Below are 23,975 nucleotides of genomic sequence, written 5' to 3'. Positions count from 1 at the left end.
GTGACGGAATTCCGTTTTGATTTTCGCTAATGTATTTGTCCATATCTAAAATAGTCCTAAATGGAATGTTCGGCAACCCTAATTTAAATATTTTTTCTTAAAAAAACTCACGGACCATCCGTGAGTTTAATTTATTTCTTAATGTATTTGTATTTGTTAGTAAATGATTTTTCTTGGTTTGCTGGTAAGACAATATCGCCAAAATCCTTGTGGTTGATTGCATCAGGCAATGTTTGAAGCTCAGTTGCTAAGCAACTGTATTCATGTTTGGCTGCCTTATCATCATCTTGAGGATTAGCCGTAAAAATAACCATTCCATTTCGATCTGAATAAAGGTCAACTGCACGTCCGTCTCCACTCAATTCAGCCACAGCAGATTTGGTCTTGCCAGTTACATAACAATCATCAAATTCAATTTTTTCATTTTCAGCGTATAAATCTTTTAAACCTTGTCCGATAGTTCTTGGTTGTCTGAAATCATATCCAGAAGTAACTGGTAACTTACGGCCTGTTGGAACTTTATCACCATAAACTGCCAATGATTCGTCGGCATTGATTTGAAGCTTTTGTTCTGAAACATCAGTCGTATCATTTAGAACGTTGAAATAAACATGGCAAGTTGGATTAAATAACGTTGCTTCAGTACTTTTACCAGTATAAGTAATTAGGACCTCGTCATCTTTTGTCAAAGTATAAGTAATCGTTAAATCTAAATCACCAGGGAAATGGTCTTCTGCAGATTTCATCGTAGTTTTCAATGTGACGGAATTGTTTTTTTCATCAACTGTACCGACGAAATTGTGAGTTTGAATACCATTATTGCCACCATGCAATAAATTGTCTCCTTCATTAGCTGGGAGATGGAATTGTTTGCCGTTAATTTCAAACTTGGCATTACCAATCCTACCAGCGACACGCCCAACGGTTTTACCGACCTGATAAGGATTATCGATATAGCCATCCACTGTGTCATAATGTTCGATTAATGAATGACTAACACCATCTTCAACTACCTCAAAATTTTGCCAAGCTGCCGCGTAACTGATCACGCTTAGTTTAGTTTTATGGTCATTTTCGATGGTATAAAGTTGAACGTCCTCACCATTTGCCTGACCGAAATTAGTAACTTTAATCATTAGCTGCTCCTACTTCCATTGCGTTTTTGATGTTTTCTAAAGTCAATTCTGAAGTATCTTCAAAGTTAATATCTGCTTCGCTCAAAATATTTTTATCACCAATACCAACTGAAGTCTCACCGGCCGAATTGATCGATTCAACACCAACTTTAGCGTCTTCGATCCCAATACATTCTTCTGGTTTAAGGTTCAAAACCTCAGCACCGCGTGCAAAAATCTCTGGATCTGGCTTACCATGTTTCAACGTTGAGGGATCAACTTTTTCTGAGAAATATTGATCCAATCCCAGTTGTTTAAGAACCAATGGTGAGTTCTTTGAAGCTGAAGCTAGTGAAAGTTTGTAATTATTTTCTTCAAGACTCTTTAAGAAATCAGAAATCCCGGGGAGAATTGCTGAAGAATCCATACCCTTTAACAATTCCAAATAATTAGTATTTTTCTTTGTTGCATAATGTTCCTTTTCGGCTTGCGTGTAGTCGTTTTCCTTGCCACCTGTTTTGAGGATCAATTCTAGCGAATCCATCCGGCTAACACCCTTAAGATTATTGGCTAGGTCCTCACTCCATTGAACGCCTAATTCATCAGCTAATTGATGCCAAGCTTTTGAATGATACACAGAGGTATCGGCAATCACGCCGTCCAAATCAAATACAAAGCCTTTAATATCCTTAAACTCAACCATATTCGTGCTCCCTTTCAAAAAAAGTGCCTGAATTAAGATAACTCAGACACCAATTTATTAATTAGTTTGTAGTGATTCAAGTGTAAGTGGTTTGCCATCAACTTCAATGTCTAATGGTTGTCCTGAGATCAACTTGAAGTGATTGCCAGATTTATCAACGCTCACTTCGATAACGCGACCTCTAAAGACTTGTCTGAATGAATAGCTATTCCATTTTTGTGGTAAAAATGGTTTATAGCTTAATGTGTCGTTATGGACACGCATTCCGGCAAATCCTTGAACCATGGCAATCCATCCACCTGTCATTGAGGTGATGTGTAAACCATCTACGGTGTCATTATTATAGTTATCTAAGTCTAGTCTAGCTGTTCTTTCATATAATTCAACCGCTTTCTTTTCATAATGAAGGTCAGCAGCCATGACTGAATAAATTGCTGGTGAAAGACTTGATTCATGCACCGTATATTGTTCATAGAAATCAAAATTATGTTTCTTTTGTTCTGGAGTAAACTCATCGATAAAGTCATACATTACCTGGAGAACGTCACCTTGCTTGATGTATGGAGAACGCAAGATCTTATCCCATGACCAGTGTTGATTAATTGGCAATTGGTCCTTTGGAATTGCTGAAACGGGTTGCAAGTCCTTATCTAAAAAGCCATCGTGCTGTACAAAGATGTCCAAATCTTTGTCATATGGTAGATACATCCGGTCGACAATATCTTGCCATTTAGCTTTTTCAGCATCGGAAACATTTAATTCTTTTGCTTGTTCAGGACCAACTTCACTCAACACTTTCAAGGTATATTCTAGAGTCCAACGTGCTAAGTAATTTGTATTCCAGTTATTATCAACGTTGTTTTCATACTCGTCAGGACCCGTAACACCGTGGATCATATATTGATTGTTTCGTTGACTGAAGTGAACTCGGTCTGCCCAAAATCTTGAGATCTCAGTCAGAACTTTTGAACCTTCGTTTAGGACGTAAGATTTATCTCCTGTATAACGAGTGTAATTGTAAATTGCGAAAGCAATATCGCCATTACGATGAATTTCTTCAAAAGTGATTTCCCACTCGTTGTGACATTCAATACCATTAAACGTAACCATTGGGAACAATGCACCCTTTAGTCCTTGTTCCTTGGCATTTACAAATGCGCCGTCAAGTTGCTTGTAGCGATACATCAATAAGTTACGAGTGATCTCTGGTTTAGTGATACCTAAGTATACTGGAACTGCAAATGCTTCAGTATCCCAATAAGTTGCCCCACCGTATTTTTCACCGGTGAATCCTTTCGGACCGATATTTAAACGTGCATCGTCACCATAATATGTAGTAAATAATCCAAAGAGATTAAAACGCATACCTTGTTGTGCTTCAGTGTCCCCTTCAATCTTGACGTCAGATTGTTGCCAACGTTCGGCCCAAATATTTTCATGTGCTGTTAACAATTCATCATAAGAAATCTTTGAAATTTTAACTGACAGATCATTCATAGCAGCAACTAGTTGATCTTGAGTATCGTAATCACGTGAAGTAACAACAACTACACGTTTTTCAAAACTGGCAGTTTCTCCAGCTTGAAGTTCGCCAGCAAATGTTGTGGCAGTTTCGTAATCGGTGATCTCATTTCCAACTGGTTCTAATGAAGTCACATAGTTAGCTTGCATTCCAGATGTAAATCTTGGTGTACCAAAGTCATTTTGTTTAGTTTCAGCCACTAGACTGCCTGATTCGATATCGCGGACTTCCCAGAAATGCTCATCATAGTTGGCATCTTCATTTTTAACATTGGCATCGATTGACGAGATGATCTTCAAATCAACTTTTTCAGATAATAGATTTTTGACTGTGACCTTTTGGACTGAAAGTTCTTTTTGAGCAACACTTAGAAATCTTTCAAAATTGAATTGCAATTTGGCTGAACCCTTTGTAACAACAAATGATCTGGTTAAAACTGCATTTTTCATATGAAGGTCTAAATCAAAGTCAGTAAATTCATCTTTGGCTAAGTCTAATTTTTCGCCATTGATCAAAAAATTCATTTTGATGAAGTTAACGGCATTGATAACCTTGCCAAAATATTTTGGATAGCCGTTTTTCCACCAGCCAACTCGAGTCTTATCTGGATACCAAACTCCTCCCAGATAAATCCCTGGCAAACTGTCGCCTGAATAATCTTCATCAAAGAATCCACGCATACCCATATAGCCATTACCAAGACTAGTCATGGATTCTTGTAATCTTTTATCTTCAGCTTTGAATTCGTGTGTTGAGACATTCCAAGGTTGAACTTCAAAAATACGTTTCATGTTGTGTATTCTCCTTAAGCTTTATATGTTTCTTTAATAAATCCAACTGATAATGCACCGATTGCCATAATAATTCCGGCTAGAAGGAACATATGTGGTTGTGAGTTTCCAAATAATGGGAACAAAGCAAAACTTGCTAGTGAAGCAACTATCTGTGGCAAACAAATTGAACCATTGAATAATCCAAGATAAGTACCCATGTGTTCACCTGATAAAGCGTTAGTGATCATTGTAAGAGGATAAGTGTTCATGGCTGCCCATGCCATACCAACTAATACGAATGATACGATCAATGCATATTGTGAATGAACAAAGAATACTGAGATAAATCCGATTGCACCTAATACTAAACTTGATGCGTAACCTAGTTTGTGATGATTGTTAGGAACCTTGGCAAGTACGTATGACCAGATAACGGCATCAATAGATTGAACAGCAGCTAAAACACCATACCAGTTACCAGCAGCTTGATATCCGGAAGAACTTGGATTTGCTGTATTCCAAACGTTGACTGAAATAGCACCGGCTGAATAAGTCCATAGATATTGGAACGCCATCCAGCAGAAGAATTGAACTAATGTAACAGTCCAGAAAACCTTAGGAGCTTTTTTAAGAAGTGCTAACCAGTTACCACCAGTTTTGTTAGCGTCTTCTGAAATACCGTGATACTTAGCATATGTAGCAGGATCATATTCTTTAACTCTGAACATTGTAATAATAGTTGAAATAATTAAGATAACTGCACCAATGTAGAATGACCAAATAACAGACTGTGGTACAACACCCTTTTTAGCTGTATTTGCGATACCTAAAGCAGTAAAGACAAATGGGAAAATAGCTGCAATAACGGCACCCGTGTTTGACAAGAAACTTTGAATACCATAGGCGTAACTCTTTTGGTCATCGTTGACCATGTCTCCGACCATCATCTTGAATGGTTGCATCGCAACGTTTGAAGATAAATCTAGAAAAGCAACTGTAATTGCACCAAACAATAAAGCTGCCAGTGAACCATATCCGAATCCCATTGAGCCTGAATTCGGCAATAAGAACATAACGATTGCAGCAACTACGGTACCAAGAATTAAGTATGGCAATCTTCTACCACCTAATTTAGGTGCCCAAGTACGATCTGAATAATAACCAACGATTGGTTGAACGATCAATCCTGCAAGTGGTGGCAAGATGAAAAACCAACCTAGTTTGTTAGGATCAGCCCCAATAGTTTGAAAAATACGACTCATCTGTGAGCTTTGGAGCGTGAATGCCATTTGAACGCCTAGAAATCCTAAACTAAGCATCCAGATGGTATTTGAGGATAGTTTTGGTAAACCAGCGCCATCCTTTGGTTTTGACTCTTTATCTGACATGATGTTTCCTCCCTTAATTCGTTGTACAAATTAATTTATGAACACAGTATAAAACCGCTTTCAAATTAATGCAACCGTTTGCATAAAAGAATGTGATATTTCCTACAAGCAAAAAACTGCTCATCGTCTGATTTATCAATGATTCTGGGCAACAAAAAAAAGACCAAAAAAATTTTGGTCTTTTAAATAATTTTATATCCAACAATTAAATGTTGCTTGCGGTCGATTTCTTGGTTCTCACGGTCGCTAAATAGTAATAGTGCAGCCTTTTTTCCCATTTCCTCTGGAAATAGATCGGTCGTTTTGTAATTTTTTTCTAACAAAATATGCGGCAATGAATTATTAAATCCAATCATTTCCAAATTTTTGAGAGGAAATACTTTATTAAACGAATCAACAAAATTCATTGCATTTAAATCATCAGTTGCGACTGCCCCATCGATGCGAGGATTTTCAAAAATCTTTCTTTGAAGTTTGTCTGCATTATCATCGTCAATTTTAAAATCGATATAATTCAAATTGGCTTCTGATACGACAGACTGAAATCCAGCAAAACGTTGCTGTTCAAAGATCCAATCATTTTTCGAGTGAACAAATGCCAAAGTTTTAGGATGGTCTTGTTCAATTAAATATCTGGTTGCTGCGGCACCTGCTTCAACGTTATTGTTATCGACATAATAATCGTTTTTTTCAATTGGCTGACCGATCACTACGAATCTTAGTTTATTATCACGGAGAAATTTAGCAATTGGATCATCTTTTTGGGAGTACAACAAAATAAAACGCTTGATTTTACTTTGATAAACCATTGATTTTACATTCTTAGTCAAATCTTCCAATGATTGTGTTATTGCCACTGACAATGCGTAACCACGTTTTATCAATTCATTATTAACACCGCTTAATACGTTGACGTAAAAAGGATTAGCAGGAGCGCCATTACCTCCCACTGGAAAAATCACTCCAACGGCACTAGCTTCTCCAGTGGTCAAATTTTTCGCGTTGTAATCTGGCATATAGCCATACTTATCCGCGATCTTTTGTACTTTAGTGATGGTATCTTTACTGATATGCGGATTATTATTTAGTGCTCGTGATGCAGTTGATGCTGATACACCGGCTTTTTTTGCAATATCACGAATAGTTACCAAATTTATCACTCCTGCTAATAAGATGTTTTATATTAGTCTACTTTAATTTTTTATATTAGTTAAGCCTATGATAAACAAAAACTGGACTGAGTTGCAAACTCGGTCCAGTTATTTGTTATGCTATTTGCTTTTTCCTAAAAATATGCGTTCTGATCCACGGAATCACCCAACGATCTAAACCAATTTTTCCAGCATTGAATCCAGCAATCAAAATGAAATATTCCAAGAAAATAAACTCTGGATTTACTGAAATGGCACCAGCCAATAAGTATGAGAAATTCATCAATAATCCGAAGAATGCTGCAGCGGTCGTTAGGCATCCGAAAATCAATCCTAAGCCTACCAAAAGTTCGCCCCAAGAAATCAAGACACTCATACCTGCTGAATGTGGCAAAATGCTACTGATCATGTCATTGAACCAAGGATAAACCACATTTCCAGTTGGTCCCTTGACCGGATTTTTAATTGCCGCCGACAACATGCCACGCGTTGCATCAGTTGCGCCACCAGTGACCTTGCTCCAGCCTGACATTGTCCAAGTGATACCTAGATAAATTCTGACCAAGGTCAAAAGTATCGAGGCAACCTTACTATTCCTTAAAAATTTAACCATAATGTTCCTCCTCAAAATAACGTTTTCATTATAAGTAATCTTTTAGAAATATATCAATTAATTGTTCTCGGATAAATTATTTGTTATCGAAAACGTCGAAAGGAACACCGTCTCGATAGGCAAAACTTCGTGCAGCTAAATACTTTGTAAATTTGATTTTTTGAAAATCATTTTCAGATATTTTCAATCGAGTCCAGCCATGATGAAGTCGTCTCTCTTTTAAAAATTTGACGTTTTGCAAATCTTCCAATTGATAATCGACTAATTTTACAGATTTTTTCTTTCGTTGGGCAATTCTCTGGTTTTGTGTTTCTTTTGATTTAACGGCAACTCCATCTGGCTGTGCCTGTTTATAAGCATTAATATTGTCCGATTCAATTTGTTTTAAAGTTTGGCGATCTATTTCTCCGGCTTGAAACCTTTTTTTGGCGGTCTGATTTTCTGCTAGAACATTTTGCCAATCGTCTTTCCAGTCCAGATAATCCTCGCGATATTCAGAGAATAATGATTGGTTTTTAGACTTAGCTTGATTAATGATGTTGTCCCTTTTATTAATTACATCATTACGCGTGATGCCATAAGTTTTAACTACGGCCGAGAACATTAATTCATCATTTGGCATAATTTCCTTACCGATGCTAAACACATTTTTATTGGCGTTGACCCAGACATGGTCTGCCAAGTCTGACTCGATGACTTTCCCCTTAGAATCGACTAAATCAAGATCCTTCAGTAGCAATACTGGGCCTTTGCCACCTCCACGAATTTTCTTATGGGTAAATTCCCCAACTGTGGCACTGAAAATTAATCTTTGATTGACTTTATTTGCTAATTTAAACCTTTGATCAGACATTTTCCTCATCCCATAAATATATTTATTTAAATTTTCTCACTTATAGCCTTCAAATAAAAATAATTCTTTTTCGAGAAAGAATACTTGTGATAATTAAAAATACATGTTAATTTGATCACTGTTAAATCGAACACGTTTTTTTTGGAGGAATTTTAAATGACAGAAATTAATGGATATACGCAAAGCGATAACGAAAAGAAATTAGATATTTTAAATTTACCTTCTTTGGAAAATGAAGCTAAGAAAATTATTCCTACTGGAGGTTTTGGCTACATTAGTGGTGGTTCAGAAGACGAGTGGACTTTGAATCATAACTCTGAAGCATTCAATCACGTTCAAATCGTGCCTCACGTTTTGAGCAATATCGATGATCCTCAAACGAATACCTCTATCTTTGGAATTGATGTCAAAACTCCAATCATGATGTCCCCTGCTGCAGCTCAAGGATTAGCACATTCACAAGGCGAAAAAGATACTGCTAAAGGTATGGCAAAAGCTGGTGCCTTGATGTCACAAAGTACTTACTCTTCGACTTCGATTGCTGATACAGCAACAGCCGGCGACGGTGCCCCACAATTTTTCCAATTGTATATGAGTAAAGATTGGAACTTCAACGAAAGCTTATTGAGTGAAGCTAAAAAATCTGGTGCAAAAGCAATTATTTTAACTTCAGATGCAACTGTTGATGGTTATCGTGAATCCGACATTGTTAATGATTTCCAATTCCCAATCCCAGTGGCCAACCTTGAAAAATTTAGTGAAGGCGATGGAAAAGGCAAAGGAATTGGTGAGATCTATGCTGCTGCCGCTCAAAAGATCAGCCCTGCAGACGTTCAAAGAATCAAAGACTTTACCGGACTTCCAGTTATCGTAAAAGGCGTTCAAAGCCCAGAAGATGCGCTATTGGCCATCGGTGCTGGTGCTGACGGTATCTACGTTTCTAATCATGGTGGTCGTCAACTTAACGGCGGACCTGCCTCATTTGACGTTCTTGAAAGTGTCGCAAAAGCGGTCAATCATAAAGTACCTGTTATTTTTGACTCTGGCGTACGCCGTGGATCTCATGTCTTCAAAGCCTTAGCCTCCGGTGCCGACATGGTAGCCTTAGCACGTCCGATCATCTACGGATTAGCACTAGGTGGAGCTGATGGCGTTTATTCTGTAGTTGAACATCTCAATGATGAATTTAAGACAGTCATGCAATTGGCTGGGACAAAGACGATCGATGATGTTAAAAATGCTCAATTATTGAAATTGAACTATTAATTGTAAAAATTTTTTTGTTACTCGTACAATTTTGATCCCATAAATGATGCTATTATTCTAACCAATAAGAACATCAGGAGGCACTTTCATGGAAATTGGGTCATTAGCAGAATGGGTCGAAGGCGGTGCAGAAATATTAGCTGTTTCAGTTGCCCTATTCCTGCCATATTTTCAGGAACGTCGGCAAAATCGTGCAAAGAATCAACGTGCAAAACAAGTGATTATCAGTACAGCTGAACAGTTATTGCATGATACTAATATTAAATCAGACAAGATTTTATCCGAGTTGCAAGGATTCGTGCAGGTTTATTCAATGCTAGCAACCAACGATAAAACGATTGATATCATTGCTCAAGGTTCAGCGATAATTGATGTCGTTGGGGACTCAGACGCTTTGAGTAGCAAGCAACAACAAGATATAAAACAAATCATTGCTGATCTAAATGCTATGAAACTATAAAAAATATCCTCTAATTCGATAAACGAATTAGAGGATATTTTTAATTTAAGATATGGTATTCCAATCTTTGAAATTTAGTGCCGCCGTGTTCAGCTAAGTTATTACCTTCATTGATTTGCCAAAGATTATTGTCGATTTGGTAATTTTGAGAATGACACTCCTGCTGAATTTTTAAAAGTCCGTTCTGAATTCCTTCAGTATCCCCTTTGACCCGAATGGAAATATATTTTCCTGAAGTCTTGATAATTGAAGGAATAATTTTTGAAGAATCCGTTGGCGATGTTTGTTTGATCACACGGAATCCAGCATCCATCCATCCCTTAGGGTCGGCATCTTCTAAATTCGTTAAAAAACCAGATTTAGTCGTATCCATATAGGCTAAGGTATCTAATTGCTGATAGAATCCAGAGAATAGTTGGGCAATTTCTTCATCAGTACAAGATGCAGAATTCTCGGAACACCAAAATATCATTTTTGGACAAGTCATTATTTCTATTTCATATAGAGAATCGTCTTTTAGAGGGCGAGAATCAGAGATTTTTTTATTAATGACTGTTTGTATCTTGGATAAATTCTCAATTTTATCGTCAATCGACTTTTGAACACCTAGTAACTTGTCATTTACAGTATCATCATCATTTGATTGAAGTTCATGAATCTGATCGACGGAAATACCCAAATTACGTAGCCCTAAGATAAACAACAGATCATACAGCTGATCATATTCATACAACCGATAACCAGCATCAGTCTTTTTTGCCGGACAAAATAGCCCTTGCTCATCGTAAAAAATTAAGGTCCTTCTAGTAGTATTAGCCATTTTAGCCATTTCACTGATCTTGATCATCGAATTAAACTCCATTAATTAATTAACCTCATTATAACAAATTTAATATAGGCAAAAATGGGACCAATTCTATCAACAGAAATTGGTCCCATTTTAATTAATCGGTTGTAACAATCACTTGTCCCATTGGACGATCTTTTTTCATAACATATTCATGTGCCGCTTGGATATCATCTAATTTAAATACTTTTGATATTGGGATTTCGAGGTTGTTTTTGTTGATCAACTCAAACATTTCATCAATCCACTCCTGACGGACGATACCATCAAATGCAGAAATGTATTTTTCACCCAAGTTTTCAAATGGATCAAAATTATTCCAGATCCACTCACCCGATAACATTCCCACTAGTGTGTAAAATCCACCACGATTTAAATGGGCCAATGTATCTTCAATGGCAATTGACCCAACCATGTCGACAATTTTATCGAAGGAATCTGTCGTGTCTAGTTTCTCATCTGTATCAAGAATCGCACTGTCAGCACCTAAATCTAATAAGGATTGCAGTCTTTCCGGACGACGTGATGTAGCTGTAACATTCATACCCATCGCTTTGCCCAGCTCGATAGCTGCCATCCCCACACCTGTAGTACCACCACGGACTAATAATGTTTTTCCAGGTTCTGGTTTGATGGTCTTTAATGCACCAAATGCGGTATAAAATGTTTCGGGATAATTGGCAAATTTTTCCCATGATCCGTTAAAGTCGACAGCATATAACTGATTGTCTGGAACTAAAGCATAATCTTGATAGGCACCATCAAATTCACGACCAAATCCCCCACTAATAGTGAATACACGCTGCCCTTTTTTCAAGTGACTGTTCTTTGCTGGTTGATAAACTTCACCAACTGCTTCAATACCAATAACTCTAGGAAATTTAACCGATGGAGAACCACCCTCACGAGTTAATACTTCATATCGATGAACTGAAAACGCGTGAATTCTCATAACAGATTGCGTGTCAGTAGCTTCCGGAATCGGACGTTCCTCAATTTTTAAAACTTCAGGCCCACCGGCCTTATGTACAACGACTGCTCTCATATGTATAACCTCTTTATTTATATTTAACTTTCACTATTGAATATAAACTATGACGTTACGTTACAGTCAACAATTATTATTATATTTTAGACTATAAAATTTTTTGACTTCAAAGCATTTGCTGAATAGTCATCTCCGGGAACAAATCCTTTTTTAAGTAAGTCATTGATATATAGGCGATTATAGAAAAACGAGAAAATTATTCCGATCACGGAAAATCCGAATCCTAAGGTTGGAATTGATACGATGATCTCAATCATGAAAATAATTGCAGCCCATTTCCAGTCCTCCCGAAATACTGCTGGAAAGAATCCAAAGAAAAATGTGGTCCAGGAGAATCCGATTTTGACTGATTTGTTAGCACCCGTATTGGGATTGTTTAAATTAACATTCATTGTGATATCCCCCTATCTCATACGTCTAGATTATCACAAAAGATAAAATCATTTGTCTAACATATTTGTAAGGTCTATTTTGACATTCGCAATTGGAATCGTATTTACCAACAATTCAATTAGATGCTCTCCCGTATACAATTTGCGAGTACTTAATTGTTTCCATTTAATATTTATCGAACCTGAAATATCCCGTTTTAAAAGATTTGTTTTCTTGATGAAAAAATCCTTGTACGAATCTGAATTATTTTTACGCACATAGTGAACTCGATAGCCCAAATACACCGGTTTGGATTTTTGTTCGTTTGAATAAATTCGGTAATTTAATGTCGAGGTCCCACCGATTTTAACTTCTTTCAAATTTGAAGTCAGTTGGACATAATCAATCGACTGTGCTGCAGCTATTTCATAACCTAATAAGGATAAAACATCCGGATTGCCTTGTTTGAATAAAGTTCGTAAACCTCGATTGATGACCCAATCTGAAGACTCTTGATGACCCCAATGACGTTTTGAAAATTGAATCACTAAGTCAGGATGATCTTTACTAATATCGTTCAAATTGTTTGCAACTGATTTTTGAACGTATTCACTATCGTCATAAATCAAGTTTTCTAATATCGGCCAAATTACGGTTGGATCTTCAACATATTGTTTTAACCTAATCCCCCATGGCAGACGTGGTCTAATACCTTCACTGGAAAGTCGTCTGACATCTATGTCTTTGCTTTTTGACCAGTCCAACATTTGTGCTTCTGTTTTTTCAGGATACTTGATCAAAAACGGTCTGATGGCAAATTCACCACTTGAGTATTTTGTTAATATTTCCAATAAATTCATTGAAACTTGCCAGTCATTTAATCCATATTTAGCAACATAATTTGGTAAACAAATCGCAACCAAGCCAGTAAATTGAGGTGCAATTTTTTCAATAATGACTGCTGATTCTTCAAAATTATCCGGCAACTGATTATGAAGGCTGATCGTTATTTGATTACTACGTTCCATTAGTTTTAGATCGTCCCAATTTTCGACCAAACAATCTGTCATGAATTTTTCAATATCAAATTCCCCGTATACATTTTTTAATGAATCACCTAATGATTCAAGAAAATCTTTTGAGTACATATCCTTTAGTAGCATGTTTTCCCCCGTTGAAATTGTCAAAAATTTGTATGGGAGATGCCCAATATTTTTGACATTCGATTTGCTTGATACATTATCCCACAATTGAGTTAATTGACAGGAATCAACATTTTAATTATTTCACAGAACTAATAACTACAAATGCTTGGTATAATTTTGGTATCAAATAAAAAGGGGCAATTTTATGATCACAATCACATTTGTAAATAACCAAACTCTTTCATTAAATAACGACACCATTATTCACGCATATAAACATGACAACACAGTTGATACAATCAGCGGAGAACCCAATGGATATCTTGAAACAGGATACCTATCACAATTCTTTGAGGGTTCAATCAATTCAAAAGAGCTAGACTCGTCCGTTCAACAAATCGGTGTAGCTGGACTACTAGCTGAAGCTGATTATTTTAGGCTTGATGATCAACAAGTTTTCTATAAAACTACAAGTATTCTGTCGATAAGTTAAAATTTCTACCTGATAAAAAAACTCGCAAATTAATTTGTCCAATGAACAAGAGCGCATATCAAGAAAACTTGAAATGCGCTCTTTGCGTTTATCTTCAGACGTGAAATTGTTTTGACTGAATGAAGCTGAATTTTCTAAGTCTCAAACATTGTTCTACTAATTTGAAAAATTATTTCTTGCTGTTTAATAAGCGAAAATCATTATTTTGTAAATGGTATATCACGATCAATTCCTATAAAAACACCATTTCCGTATCCATCTTTTTGAACTTCATACTTAATCCATTCATCCGTTGATACACGATAATAACAATAATCATCGCTACCAACACTTGACCATTCATCAGAAATCCATGATGTTCCTCCTATTAATTTTCTGTTAGAAATTGTACCGTCTGACTTGTACAAATCATATGACTTTCCTGGTTTCAAATTTACCACTACGCTTCCAAGAGGTACTTTTGTAACGTTCTTCAACAAAACCTTATTTGATTCATCAGTTTTATTAGCTTCAATTTGTAAAAAATCTGCATCTTGGGCATCCACCCATTCGTGAGTAGAAACTCGATATTGTATCTTACCCGTTGCATCATTTGTTCGATATTCATCGGTTGCCCAGATTGTACCCTTTCCAAGTTGTCGATTGGCAATCGTCTGATCATCATCAGAATATAAGGCCACATCTTTAGTTCCAACTTTAACAGCGCCATTTTTTTGAGTTATGGACCAGGTATCCTTTGAATTATCATCGTTATCGTTGTTGCCAATCATAGTAATAATTCTTACGTCAACCATAGTATTGTCGGCAGGCTTAATTAGCCCACTGAATTTAGATTTAACAAAATTAATATCATTTGATGAGACAATTCCGTTGTATTTATTTTCAGTTAAGTTAATGTTTGCAAAAGAGTGCCCGTTGTTAGTCATCTTGTAAAGATCAACTTGGTTTGAGTCAAAAACAATTTTAATTGGTTGGTAAAATCTCGTACCACTCTTGGCGTCAGAAATATTTGAAACCGGAGTACTGGTACCCTTTAACGCTTCATCCATCGATTTATATACATTTCCAGCCGTCACTGTAGCCAATGAATCATATCCGACTTGATCGGGGCTACTGACATTTGCAATCACACTAGAACGATTTGAAATAGCACTAATATCAGTTCCCACTGGAATATTCAAATATTTCTCAAACTCTAGGTTTAAGCTATTGATATTATTCATTGCAGATTGAATTTTAGTTTCAGAAGCTGACTCACCTGACACACTTGCCAAGGTAGTTGTACTCGTACTAAGAATTGGTGAAACTGACAATAAAATAGCAGCCGTTAAGCTCGCTGACGTAAATTTTTTCAATGAAATTTCTCCTCGTATTCTTAAAGTTTATAAATTCAAATAATGTACGATCTAATTTTTAAACAATTCATTACAGTTCACAATATGGCAATTTAATTCTTTATTTTTGTTTTAAAATTAATTTACGTGAAATTTACATTAAAAACAGAGCAAAATATTAATGTCATAAATTTTTTTGTTCGCGTCTTCCTATTGATTAAATATGTATTTTGACTAAATTTGATTTACGTTTTGTCAACTGAAATGAATTTCATTTATTTTATATAATTAAACAAATAAGAGAAAAATTTGAATTGTACATCTAGTGTTAGGAAACAAAAAAAGCCGGCTACTTTTAAAAAAGTAACCAGCTTTCGTTATTTAAGGTGAGTACAGGATTAATTAAATCTCTGTAAGCACTGTTGTTAAGGTATTCTTTACGGCAAATGGGGACATTTCGGGGACAAGAAATCTGTGCTTTATTTTACTCATCACTACTCTGTTTTACTCAACACCGCTATATTTTCCACGGTAATAATCAGCATTTTCTCGTAATTTAATACATACCCAAATTAGGAGGAAACAACATGAATGATTTAATTTTAGTACATGAAAGTTACTTGATAGACTTACCCGATTTCTTGAAAGAATTTTTAATTGATCGTAGCACGTGGAGTGAAGATAGATATTATTTATTCTACAGCCGTGATGTTCTAGCAGTACTAACATTATTGCAATAAAAAAAGCCACGCCGTTGAGCGTGGTTTTATTCTTCGCCTGGTAAGTTTTCGACATAGGTGCGGTACAGCATTATTAAAGTAGCCTTGTCTGTTATCGCTAGATGTCCTAAATCTTGAACAACGTGACCAATAGCTAAATCATCAATATACATCTCATCAGAACGGTATGCATCAAGTTGGTCTTTATATGCCTCGCCTATCCACACGCCGAACCTAGCAATAAAGTTTTGTAGCCCTGCGTTATGAGATGCCATTCTATAAATAGCTAAATCATCAGCCATATTAGATAGTGCCATCACATTGGCGTACATCATTCGATTAATGTCAACGTGGTCTTCATTGCGTAAGTTGGTGATCGTTACCCGACTGATACCGGACTTCTCTGCAATGTAGGATGTAGTTAGTGTTTCATCATTTAGTAGTGTATTTATTTTAGCTTCAATATTCATATTAAACCCCCAAAGTTTCTTGGATAGCTGAAAGCCAGAAATCTCTGTCTGTTAATGCTTCTGGGTTTTCTGGGTCGAATGAGATTTCTAAGTCGTCATCAAATCCTTCGATATCTTCAAGAAAGTCAGCTGTTTCTGAATCTGTCAATGTGATTTCATAGAATCTGTCGTTTTCCCAACCTACAATATTTTGGTGTAAGATGGCTCTGAATGTATTTTCATTTTGGTAAACATCATAATCTCCAATGTCTGTTAAATAGTTAAAACCTTCTGTATTTTCTTGAACGTATGAATTGTAATCTTTCATGTCTAGCACCTCTCCCTTACTCGTTGACACTAGTATATACTAGAATGTGGTGCTTGTAAAGTCACTTTACAGAATTTGTATAATTAATTTACATTAATAAACAAAAAAATACCCACACCTAAATTAATAGATGTGGGTAATTTTTACTCTTTCGAGCGTCTTACTGACTTTAATTATATCATGTTTATCCCTTGAATCCAGAACCTTGCTGGAATTTAACTGGGATATATTCATCTGTGGAAACTTGGTAGCACCATCCAACGTTGTTGATATACGTTAACTTATCAACTGTTGCCCATTCAGTACCACCCTTAAATCTAGTATTACTATCCTTGATACTTTGACCTTTTTTATTGTACGCATTAACTCCATAATCTGAACGATAGTTAATTACTACTTTCCTATTGAATGTAGTTTTATTTTGTGGAATATACGTATTCAGACCAATGTAGTAATAAGGCAGTCCAGCGACTTCAATAATACCTGCTGATTGCCAGTCTGTTCCACTTAATACATCTGTACCTTCATTAGCTTGTCCTTCTTTTGTATAAGTAGAATAAGCTTTGTATTTATTGCCTTTTACAGATACAACATTGTTGATTGATTGTCTTGGATCAACAAGCGCTTGTAATTGTCCGGTGTAGAAATTGTCATATAGTTGCGATACGTCAAAATTACCATACGAACCAGCAAACTGGTAGGTACTCCCCCACTGCCATGCGTGATTACTTGAGTACCATTGCTTGCCACTTGCGTTATACGGATAACTGGCAATCCAACCACCTGCATTAACATCCATAACTGAACCTAACCAACTGGACATTGTGTAAACATCAGAACGATATCCGTATTGTTTGATAGTATTCATGAAGGCTTGATTGTTAATGTTGTTTTGGTAGCGTGAAATGCCTTGTTGCTGACTAGCTTCCACATCAGCAACGATTACTGAACCGATTGGCAATCCGTCAGCTTTTGCCATTTGCGCTGCGTAATTTGCTTCGTTAACTGCGCCTTGATACGTTGTGTATCTAGCGAAATGGTAAGCATTAATATATAGACCTGCTTGCTGTGCAGTATAAATATTATTTTTTGCTGTGTAGTCGTGGTAATAAGTTCCTTCGGTCACTTTAGTTACTACAGCTTTAACGCCGTAGTTATTTCTCATGTCAATAAAATTTGCTGTAGTCATATATCCATTATGGTTACTAACATCAACCATATCAGTGTTAGCAGCCTCAGTGTTTCCTACAACAAAAAAGCCTGTTACCAACAGTAACAGACCAATTAAATTAATTACTTTCTTTTTCATTTTTACCCCCGTTTGATGTGTCATAAATAATTCCCATCAATCCGCCTAATGCTAACAGTGAATTGACTACATTCATTATTTCTGTATCCAATCCTGCTGGCATGTCCACACCAAATATTTTAAGCACCTGCTGTATCAGTACCAGAATGATGGACACCACTGATACCCACCAAACTTTAGAATGATAATCTAAAGTTAATTTACCTTTGTTCATCTGCTTGCTCCCAATCTTGAAATTTACTATTCAAGGCACTCATTTGCCTTGTTAATTGATCAATGATTTTACTTTGTTCATCAATTTTCGCATTTAGTTTTATAACTTGTTCTTTCAACTCGTCCCGTTCATTAGTTATCTTATCTAATCTATCCCACATGATATCAGTGTGTTCAGCGTATACAGATTCATTTGAACTTGTGTTCTTTAACTTCTGTCCCCAAACGCCAAACATGCCCGATACAATAGCACCACCAATAGCAGAGATAATAATTTTCAGCGTATCGTTCAACGTGGTATGCCCCAAATCGATTCAACCATCACACGCAACACAATGAAACCTGTGATGATTGTTGTGTATCTGGGGATAGTAAAAGGAACAACTATATCATGTAGTAAAAAGATTATGAAATAGAAGGTCCAAATAAATAGAAGTGTAAATGTAACAACTGCCTTGTTTGCCTCTGTAAAGTGCTTCGACAATGATATGAGTGTAACGTAAAATCCCACAATCATTAATACGATAGCAAACGGTGGGTCATCCACGACTTTGACGAATGCGGGCATGTGCAGAGGTTGAACAATAAAATTATCTTTGAACCCGAGCGACATTCCTAGGATAAAAGTCTCTAGCCCCGTGATAGTCCAGAACCTGTTCTCTCGAACATATTTCATGTCGTCACCTTCTTTAGTAGAATTCTACAGAATCAATGAGTGGCAATACAGCGTAATTCGCAGATCCCATACGTTGCCATAGATATCCATATCCAAACGTAATTTCTACGGTAATGTCTTCTAAAATGATCAATTTTTTCTTTCATATATGTCCACCGCTATCCCGCATCTCTTTGATCTACATATTCATTTGTAGAAATCCTGAAGCCATTAATGGTATTACCATTATTATCAATACCATTAATAGTAGCGTCTACATAGAAAGTGCCGCTAATTGATCTAGAAACATTTTGTAGACAATCATTATATAATCTTGGATTTGAGGCTGTAATCGTTACATCATTATGATTACCCTTTATAACTTTAGTCACATCATAACCTTTGATCCATTCATCAGTTGAAATTTGATAATAGTCTTCTCCGTTATAAGTTCCATAGTGTGACACCTGGAAATCTTGTCCTGCTGGTATCGTTCTTCCAGGCACTCCTGATTTACTAATAACTTTTGTATCTCTAATAACACCAACTTTTTCCAGGTTAGAACTAGTTGCTTTTATTCCAGTAATAACAGTTGTACCAGTATTTCCTCCGCTATTTCCAGTTGTACCAGTATTTCCTCCGCTATTTCCAGTTGTACCAGTATTTCCTCCGCTATTTCCAGTTGTACCAGTATTTCCTCCGCTATTTCCAGTTGTCGTATCACGACTATCAATATATTCATTTGTAGAAATTCTATATGCTGTAATATCTCCATAAGTCATAACCATATCAGCAGGATATGGGACCACAGCTAGAGATCTAGATACATCCTTGCCACAGCTATTATAAAGACGTGGTGATGTCGAAGAAGGTGTAACTGTAATAATCTTTGGTGTTACATACGTCACCTCATTTGAATATACCCATTCATCTGTGGATACATGATAGACAGTTTTATTGTTTAAAATAGCTGAGGCATCGGTTGCAAAATTTTCTCCACTATCTAAAGTACGTGAAACGGTCCCATTTCCAAGGTATGCAGTTACTGTACTTGGTGTACCAACGAAAGAACCTGATGGTAATGACCGTTTATTAGTAACTTCTCCATCGCCCTTCAACTTCTTTAGCATTGCATCGATTTCGTCTCTAGTATAATAATTTAATAATTGATCTTTAGTTACTATGTTATTCTTAGCAATCTGATCTGTAATATTATCGATGGCTTGTTTCAATCCATCATATTTATCAGTTGCTTCTTTTGAAATATCATTAAAGTAATTGATTGTATTTTTTACTTTTTCATCGACTTGAGAACTAAAAGTATCGCTGCCAATATTCAAATTATAAAAATCGTTAGGTAAAACGTCTAAATTAAAATTGATTGTCGCAATAACTTGATCCTTATTCTTAACTTCGATTACACAGCGTTTGTACTGTCCAGCAGTTGCCATCGCCTGTGAAGATAATGCGATCACAACTCTTCCTGCTTGCCACGTATCGCTTTGGTCTGCAGAAATTACTTTGATCTTATCTCCAGCATCTAAGCCATATAATGTTACAGATGAGTTATCCTTATCTAACTGATGAGGTTGGTTACCATCATAAAACCATAATTTCAATTGTGGACCATTTTCACCCTGTCTAAACCGCTTATTGAATGAATATGTAACTAGATCTACTTTATTTAAATCAATTTTGATATATCCATCTTTAGTGATATCAGGGGTTACTGGCAACCAAGTATCTTGATCCAAGATATCTTTAATATTTTCGTCCATTTATTTTTCCTCCTTGTAAATAAAAAGACTGGTATCAAGTTCGTTAATAAAATCATCAACGGCTTGCCAGTCCTTATTAAATATTTCTATATATGTTTTGTTTAATTCTAATTGCTTAGGTATTTCTAGATAAATATGTTTGAACTCATCATGAGTCACTAAATTAATAACTCCTGCTTCGTTTAACATATCTACAGTGTTTTTTAATACTTCATTTAATAATTGATAATTATCATATGAATTATTGTATAATTCCACATCATCAGAACTATTAACTAACTTTTTAAAGCCTTTTGTGTAACTTCTATCAGTCATATATAAGCTCTGCAATAACCTGTATGCATTACTAATGTAATCGGAAATCTGGTTAAAGTTATCATCAGTAATTGACAAAAAACCAAAATATTTAGTCTGATTATTGATACTTTGTAAAGTTAACCTCATAATGCGTAGCCTCCATTAAAATACCAGACAGTACCATAACCGTCATCGCCTCCTCCTGCATATCTTAGTACTTTCCTTTCCTTTTCTATTTCGATTGTCATGATATCGTTTCTTATATAATGATGACCCATATCACTATCTGACGAGAAACCAGGAATTTGAGCATATTCTCCATCCTTTGGAATAGCCCAATTTGGCAAATCAAGAATGTCTTGGTTTATCTGCAACTGATCAATAACGCCGAAAACTTGGATGAGATTATCTATTTTCGTGAATTGTAAGTATCCTTCGTTCCCATTAAGCAACTTAGTGAAAGTTTGTGTTCTAATGACAGGTAAATTAGAATTCTGTAACGCCTTCTGTACTGCTGTGTTGACAATACTGGAAGCCTCGTCTTTCGATAAATATTGACTTGTATCTGGCACTTTGATTCCAGAAATCTTATTGTCTACCTCGGAAATTTTGTTATCAATATCAGCTTTGTCATAATAATTACTCATATCAGGTTTATGCGCTGCGATTGCATCAGTTATTGCTTTCTTCATTTCCTCAGTAGTCGAATAATTAGAAAAATCTACAGAAGAAATTTGTTTAATTAGTTCATCCACATCAGCTTTTGTGTAGTAGTTTGATAAATCTGCTTTTGGAATTTTATCGATGATACTGTCAATTTGTTCTTTGGTATAGTAATCGCTTAAATCGGTTCCTGTTGCCATAAGCTCTTTAACTTCCTCCTTCGTATAATAATTTTTTAAGGAATTCTTGAACGAATCAGAAAGTAATTGTTTAATTTCTTCCTTAGTAAAATAATCAGTGAGGTCAATATTTGTACTAGTGCCTTTAATTAGATTGTTTACGAACTTAGTCAGCCCTTCAACAGAATCATCATCGGCATGAGTTTTTGCATATGCCCGATTACCTTCAAAATCAGAGAGCTGCATTATTTTTGTCATTTAACCTCACCTACTTCCCATAACTTATTACTTTGATTATTTCCATTTGAATTATTCGTAATGTTACTAACCTTAGAATCAATTAAATTAGTAATTGTGTTTTTGGTACTATTTTCAAGATCAAAGTAAGTCTGAACCGTATTGTTAAAAGTAATTTGCTTGACCTGCTCAAAGTTGAGTAAGGCCTTTTTTATTCCCACAACTGTAACATTAGTATCTAAGTTCAACGGTTGAACTTTTAACAGAACACTTTCACCTTTAAAAAAATCATCGTCTCCATAATAGGTAGAAGTTAATGTGATCGCTGGTTCAGATTTCATCTGTGATAATGCTGATTTCTTAGCATCATCAGCGTTCTGTGATTTGTCGTCATTGATATCTTCTCCAGCTTTTTCACCGAAACGTGCAATAGAATCCTCATCTCGCACTTCAAATGGTGGGAAAATATACTCTGGTTTACTTTCTGTAGTATCAGAATCGTTTTTCTTTGTGTCATCAGATTTAGTTGTTGAGTCATCCGAACTATTATCTGAAGTGTCAGTTTTAGTGGCTTCTTTTTGACTTGGATATACCATTGCAATGTTTTGTAACTCCGTGGTATCCGCAGATAATTTAACATCTGATGTATCGTGATAGTAATGAATTACTCTACCGTTATCCTTTTTAAATTCAGATTCAGACCATATATCAATATGCCGATTATCAAATGTATAAACCGACCCTTTCCATGAATCAGTAATTTTACTCAGCACATCTTTTAAGGAACATTTACCCATATTGTCAAATTGAACTGGCTGAAAATCTCCATGAATTTCATAGGTGAATCCACCGGTCTTTTGACCATTCTTAGTGACATAATCAAATAATCCTTTAGGTGTAAATCCAAATGAACCGTCCATACTTTCGTTGGTTCTAACATAGGTGCATTCATAACCGATGTGTGTGGCTTTAACATCTATAGTATGTGTTGAACCTGATAGTGTTGGTTCAGATGTTTTAATCACGAATTCTTGACCATCTGCGATTATATGATTCTCGTTAGTAAGTAGGCTAAAAGCTAACGAATGATCATCAAAAGCTGTAAATGACAATTCATAGTTGCTATTTTTTTCCCAATCAATGATAAAAGTTTCAGGTTCGATACAATTATTCAGTAATTCTTCATACTTACCGGTACGTTCTTTAACTATTATTTTTTCAGTCATTAGAAATATAAAAACGGAAAACTAAATGTTATATCTGGATTGTCTAACCCAGATACAGTGAAATGATTATTTCCCTTGACCAGACTGATTGTTCCGTGGTCAGTGTCAATGCCACAAGAAGTATCATCTAAAAATGGATTGATACCATTAATAGTCAGCGTTTGGCCATCCGTTAATCCTTTCTTATAAGTAAAAGTTTCATTCGAAGTAGTATTAGTTAAAACCACATTATTTCCTGTACCGGTAATTTTAATCACTAGATCATGTCGTTGCTCCAAAGGCTGGATATCAACATCACTTGGATTATAAACATTAAAGTCATTAGATTTAAAATGATATGAGTAATCTTTGTCTCTTGGAAGATTTAACCCTATTTGGTAATTTCCATTGAATTTAAATATCTCATCTGAATTAACAATTGATTGTCTAAAACCTGACAAATTATTAAATGTGACTGAAAAACTCTTTTCTGCATAGTCCACTCTTGTCATCGTAAATGGTTGTGGATAGCAATAAACCACCAAAGCAGGGCTTACCGAACTCCGTAATCTCATTACCGCACGACTTGAAAATAGATCATAAATTTTATGTTCTAAAAGATCGAGCTCATATGCATTTCGAGCATTTATTAAAAAATCAGCTTGAACAGTTGTGGCATCGTAAGTAATGGCGCCTTGTTGTATCTGACCATCAATACCTGTTGGAGTATATGTATTCATCTTGGGCTTAGGAGTGCCATTAACCAAATTTAAAAAGGCAAACTGATGATTAGCAGTAATTGCAATCTCCGGTTCGCCTTGTTTTTTTATGTATAATGTCTGCATATTAGATACTTGCAT

Annotated in this window: 26 protein-coding genes; 4 read left to right on the top strand and 22 right to left on the bottom strand. The window is 35.8% G+C overall.

Going from position 1 to position 23,975, the window contains the following annotated elements; translation table 11 throughout:
* Positions 1-131 precede the first annotated feature (131 nt).
* The 7 genes from LKF16_RS01470 to LKF16_RS01440 form a co-directional block, all read right to left on the bottom strand.
* The gene (locus LKF16_RS01470; protein WP_291467997.1) at positions 132-1,136 is read right to left on the bottom strand and encodes an aldose epimerase family protein; all 1,005 of its coding nucleotides are present in this window, start codon (positions 1,134-1,136) and stop codon (positions 132-134) included.
* Positions 1,129-1,818, bottom strand: a complete 690-nt coding sequence (pgmB, locus tag LKF16_RS01465; protein ID WP_291467996.1) for a beta-phosphoglucomutase — start codon at positions 1,816-1,818, stop codon at positions 1,129-1,131. Before pgmB ends, LKF16_RS01470 begins: the two co-directional genes overlap by 8 nt.
* Before the next feature lie 57 nt (positions 1,819-1,875).
* Positions 1,876-4,131: a glycoside hydrolase family 65 protein gene (locus tag LKF16_RS01460; protein ID WP_291467994.1), complete on the bottom strand. Its 2,256-nt coding sequence runs from the start codon at positions 4,129-4,131 to the stop codon at positions 1,876-1,878.
* Between the two features lie 14 nt (positions 4,132-4,145).
* The gene (locus LKF16_RS01455; RefSeq protein WP_291467992.1) at positions 4,146-5,501 is read right to left on the bottom strand and encodes an SLC45 family MFS transporter; all 1,356 of its coding nucleotides are present in this window, start codon (positions 5,499-5,501) and stop codon (positions 4,146-4,148) included.
* A gap of 182 nt (positions 5,502-5,683) precedes the next feature.
* Positions 5,684-6,652: a LacI family DNA-binding transcriptional regulator gene (locus tag LKF16_RS01450; RefSeq protein WP_291467990.1), complete on the bottom strand. Its 969-nt coding sequence runs from the start codon at positions 6,650-6,652 to the stop codon at positions 5,684-5,686.
* 115 nt (positions 6,653-6,767) lie between these two features.
* Positions 6,768-7,265 carry a DoxX family protein gene (locus LKF16_RS01445; protein ID WP_291467988.1) on the bottom strand — a complete coding sequence of 166 codons (498 nt, stop codon included), beginning with the start codon at positions 7,263-7,265 and terminating at the stop codon, positions 6,768-6,770.
* A 76-nt stretch (positions 7,266-7,341) separates the two neighbouring features.
* Positions 7,342-8,118, bottom strand: a complete 777-nt coding sequence (locus LKF16_RS01440) for a hypothetical protein (RefSeq protein WP_291467986.1) — start codon at positions 8,116-8,118, stop codon at positions 7,342-7,344.
* A 156-nt stretch (positions 8,119-8,274) separates the two neighbouring features.
* On the opposite strand from LKF16_RS01440, the gene LKF16_RS01435 reads away from it, so the two are divergent.
* Together LKF16_RS01435 and LKF16_RS01430 are read left to right on the top strand one after the other, a co-directional pair.
* Positions 8,275-9,384, top strand: coding sequence for a lactate oxidase (locus LKF16_RS01435; RefSeq protein ID WP_291467984.1), 1,110 nt, complete (start codon positions 8,275-8,277; stop codon positions 9,382-9,384).
* An 88-nt stretch (positions 9,385-9,472) separates the two neighbouring features.
* A complete protein-coding gene (locus tag LKF16_RS01430) occupies positions 9,473-9,844 on the top strand; it encodes a hypothetical protein (RefSeq protein WP_291467983.1) in 372 nt (123 codons plus the stop codon).
* A 40-nt stretch (positions 9,845-9,884) separates the two neighbouring features.
* Here the strand turns inward: LKF16_RS01430 and LKF16_RS01425 are convergent, their stop codons facing one another.
* The 4 genes from LKF16_RS01425 to LKF16_RS01410 form a co-directional block, all read right to left on the bottom strand.
* A complete protein-coding gene (locus tag LKF16_RS01425; protein ID WP_291467982.1) occupies positions 9,885-10,691 on the bottom strand; it encodes a MerR family transcriptional regulator in 807 nt (268 codons plus the stop codon).
* 97 nt (positions 10,692-10,788) lie between these two features.
* Complete coding sequence (locus LKF16_RS01420; RefSeq protein WP_291467981.1) at positions 10,789-11,736, bottom strand: zinc-binding dehydrogenase; 948 nt, start codon at positions 11,734-11,736, stop codon at positions 10,789-10,791.
* Between the two features lie 86 nt (positions 11,737-11,822).
* The gene (locus LKF16_RS01415) at positions 11,823-12,131 is read right to left on the bottom strand and encodes a DUF2628 domain-containing protein (RefSeq protein ID WP_291467980.1); all 309 of its coding nucleotides are present in this window, start codon (positions 12,129-12,131) and stop codon (positions 11,823-11,825) included.
* Positions 12,132-12,179: 48 nt separating this feature from the next.
* Complete coding sequence (locus LKF16_RS01410) at positions 12,180-13,274, bottom strand: DNA alkylation repair protein (RefSeq protein WP_291467979.1); 1,095 nt, start codon at positions 13,272-13,274, stop codon at positions 12,180-12,182.
* 187 nt (positions 13,275-13,461) lie between these two features.
* On the opposite strand from LKF16_RS01410, the gene LKF16_RS01405 reads away from it, so the two are divergent.
* Complete coding sequence (locus tag LKF16_RS01405; protein ID WP_291467977.1) at positions 13,462-13,749, top strand: hypothetical protein; 288 nt, start codon at positions 13,462-13,464, stop codon at positions 13,747-13,749.
* Positions 13,750-13,949: 200 nt separating this feature from the next.
* Here the strand turns inward: LKF16_RS01405 and LKF16_RS01400 are convergent, their stop codons facing one another.
* Positions 13,950-15,104, bottom strand: coding sequence for a hypothetical protein (locus LKF16_RS01400; RefSeq protein ID WP_291467975.1), 1,155 nt, complete (start codon positions 15,102-15,104; stop codon positions 13,950-13,952).
* A 566-nt stretch (positions 15,105-15,670) separates the two neighbouring features.
* On the opposite strand from LKF16_RS01400, the gene LKF16_RS01395 reads away from it, so the two are divergent.
* On the top strand, positions 15,671-15,823 hold the full coding sequence (locus tag LKF16_RS01395; protein ID WP_291467973.1) for a hypothetical protein: 153 nt from the start codon (positions 15,671-15,673) through the stop codon (positions 15,821-15,823).
* 26 nt (positions 15,824-15,849) lie between these two features.
* Here the strand turns inward: LKF16_RS01395 and LKF16_RS01390 are convergent, their stop codons facing one another.
* The 10 genes from LKF16_RS01390 to LKF16_RS01345 form a co-directional block, all read right to left on the bottom strand.
* Positions 15,850-16,272, bottom strand: a complete 423-nt coding sequence (locus LKF16_RS01390) for a hypothetical protein (protein ID WP_291467971.1) — start codon at positions 16,270-16,272, stop codon at positions 15,850-15,852.
* 1 nt (position 16,273) lies between these two features.
* Positions 16,274-16,579, bottom strand: coding sequence for a hypothetical protein (locus tag LKF16_RS01385; protein WP_291467969.1), 306 nt, complete (start codon positions 16,577-16,579; stop codon positions 16,274-16,276).
* A 184-nt stretch (positions 16,580-16,763) separates the two neighbouring features.
* A complete protein-coding gene (locus LKF16_RS01380; protein WP_291467967.1) occupies positions 16,764-17,888 on the bottom strand; it encodes a GH25 family lysozyme in 1,125 nt (374 codons plus the stop codon).
* Positions 17,869-18,102, bottom strand: a complete 234-nt coding sequence (locus LKF16_RS01375) for a phage holin (RefSeq protein WP_291467965.1) — start codon at positions 18,100-18,102, stop codon at positions 17,869-17,871. Before LKF16_RS01375 ends, LKF16_RS01380 begins: the two co-directional genes overlap by 20 nt.
* Positions 18,089-18,394 (bottom strand): hypothetical protein, encoded by a 306-nt coding sequence (locus tag LKF16_RS01370; RefSeq protein ID WP_291467964.1) that lies wholly within the window; start codon positions 18,392-18,394, stop codon positions 18,089-18,091. Before LKF16_RS01370 ends, LKF16_RS01375 begins: the two co-directional genes overlap by 14 nt.
* Before the next feature lie 541 nt (positions 18,395-18,935).
* Positions 18,936-20,534 (bottom strand): BppU family phage baseplate upper protein, encoded by a 1,599-nt coding sequence (locus tag LKF16_RS01365; protein WP_291467962.1) that lies wholly within the window; start codon positions 20,532-20,534, stop codon positions 18,936-18,938.
* Positions 20,535-20,978 carry a hypothetical protein gene (locus LKF16_RS01360; RefSeq protein ID WP_291467960.1) on the bottom strand — a complete coding sequence of 148 codons (444 nt, stop codon included), beginning with the start codon at positions 20,976-20,978 and terminating at the stop codon, positions 20,535-20,537.
* Positions 20,975-21,931, bottom strand: coding sequence for a hypothetical protein (locus LKF16_RS01355; RefSeq protein ID WP_291467957.1), 957 nt, complete (start codon positions 21,929-21,931; stop codon positions 20,975-20,977). The genes LKF16_RS01360 and LKF16_RS01355 overlap by 4 nt, the downstream gene beginning before the upstream one ends.
* The gene (locus tag LKF16_RS01350) at positions 21,928-23,136 is read right to left on the bottom strand and encodes a prophage endopeptidase tail family protein (protein WP_291467955.1); all 1,209 of its coding nucleotides are present in this window, start codon (positions 23,134-23,136) and stop codon (positions 21,928-21,930) included. Before LKF16_RS01350 ends, LKF16_RS01355 begins: the two co-directional genes overlap by 4 nt.
* Complete coding sequence (locus LKF16_RS01345; protein WP_048702643.1) at positions 23,136-23,975, bottom strand: phage tail domain-containing protein; 840 nt, start codon at positions 23,973-23,975, stop codon at positions 23,136-23,138. Before LKF16_RS01345 ends, LKF16_RS01350 begins: the two co-directional genes overlap by 1 nt.

This window comes from Companilactobacillus sp. (assembly GCF_022484265.1).
In the GTDB taxonomy this organism is placed as follows: domain Bacteria; phylum Bacillota; class Bacilli; order Lactobacillales; family Lactobacillaceae; genus Companilactobacillus.
This window is presented reverse-complemented; position numbering and strand designations above follow the sequence as displayed.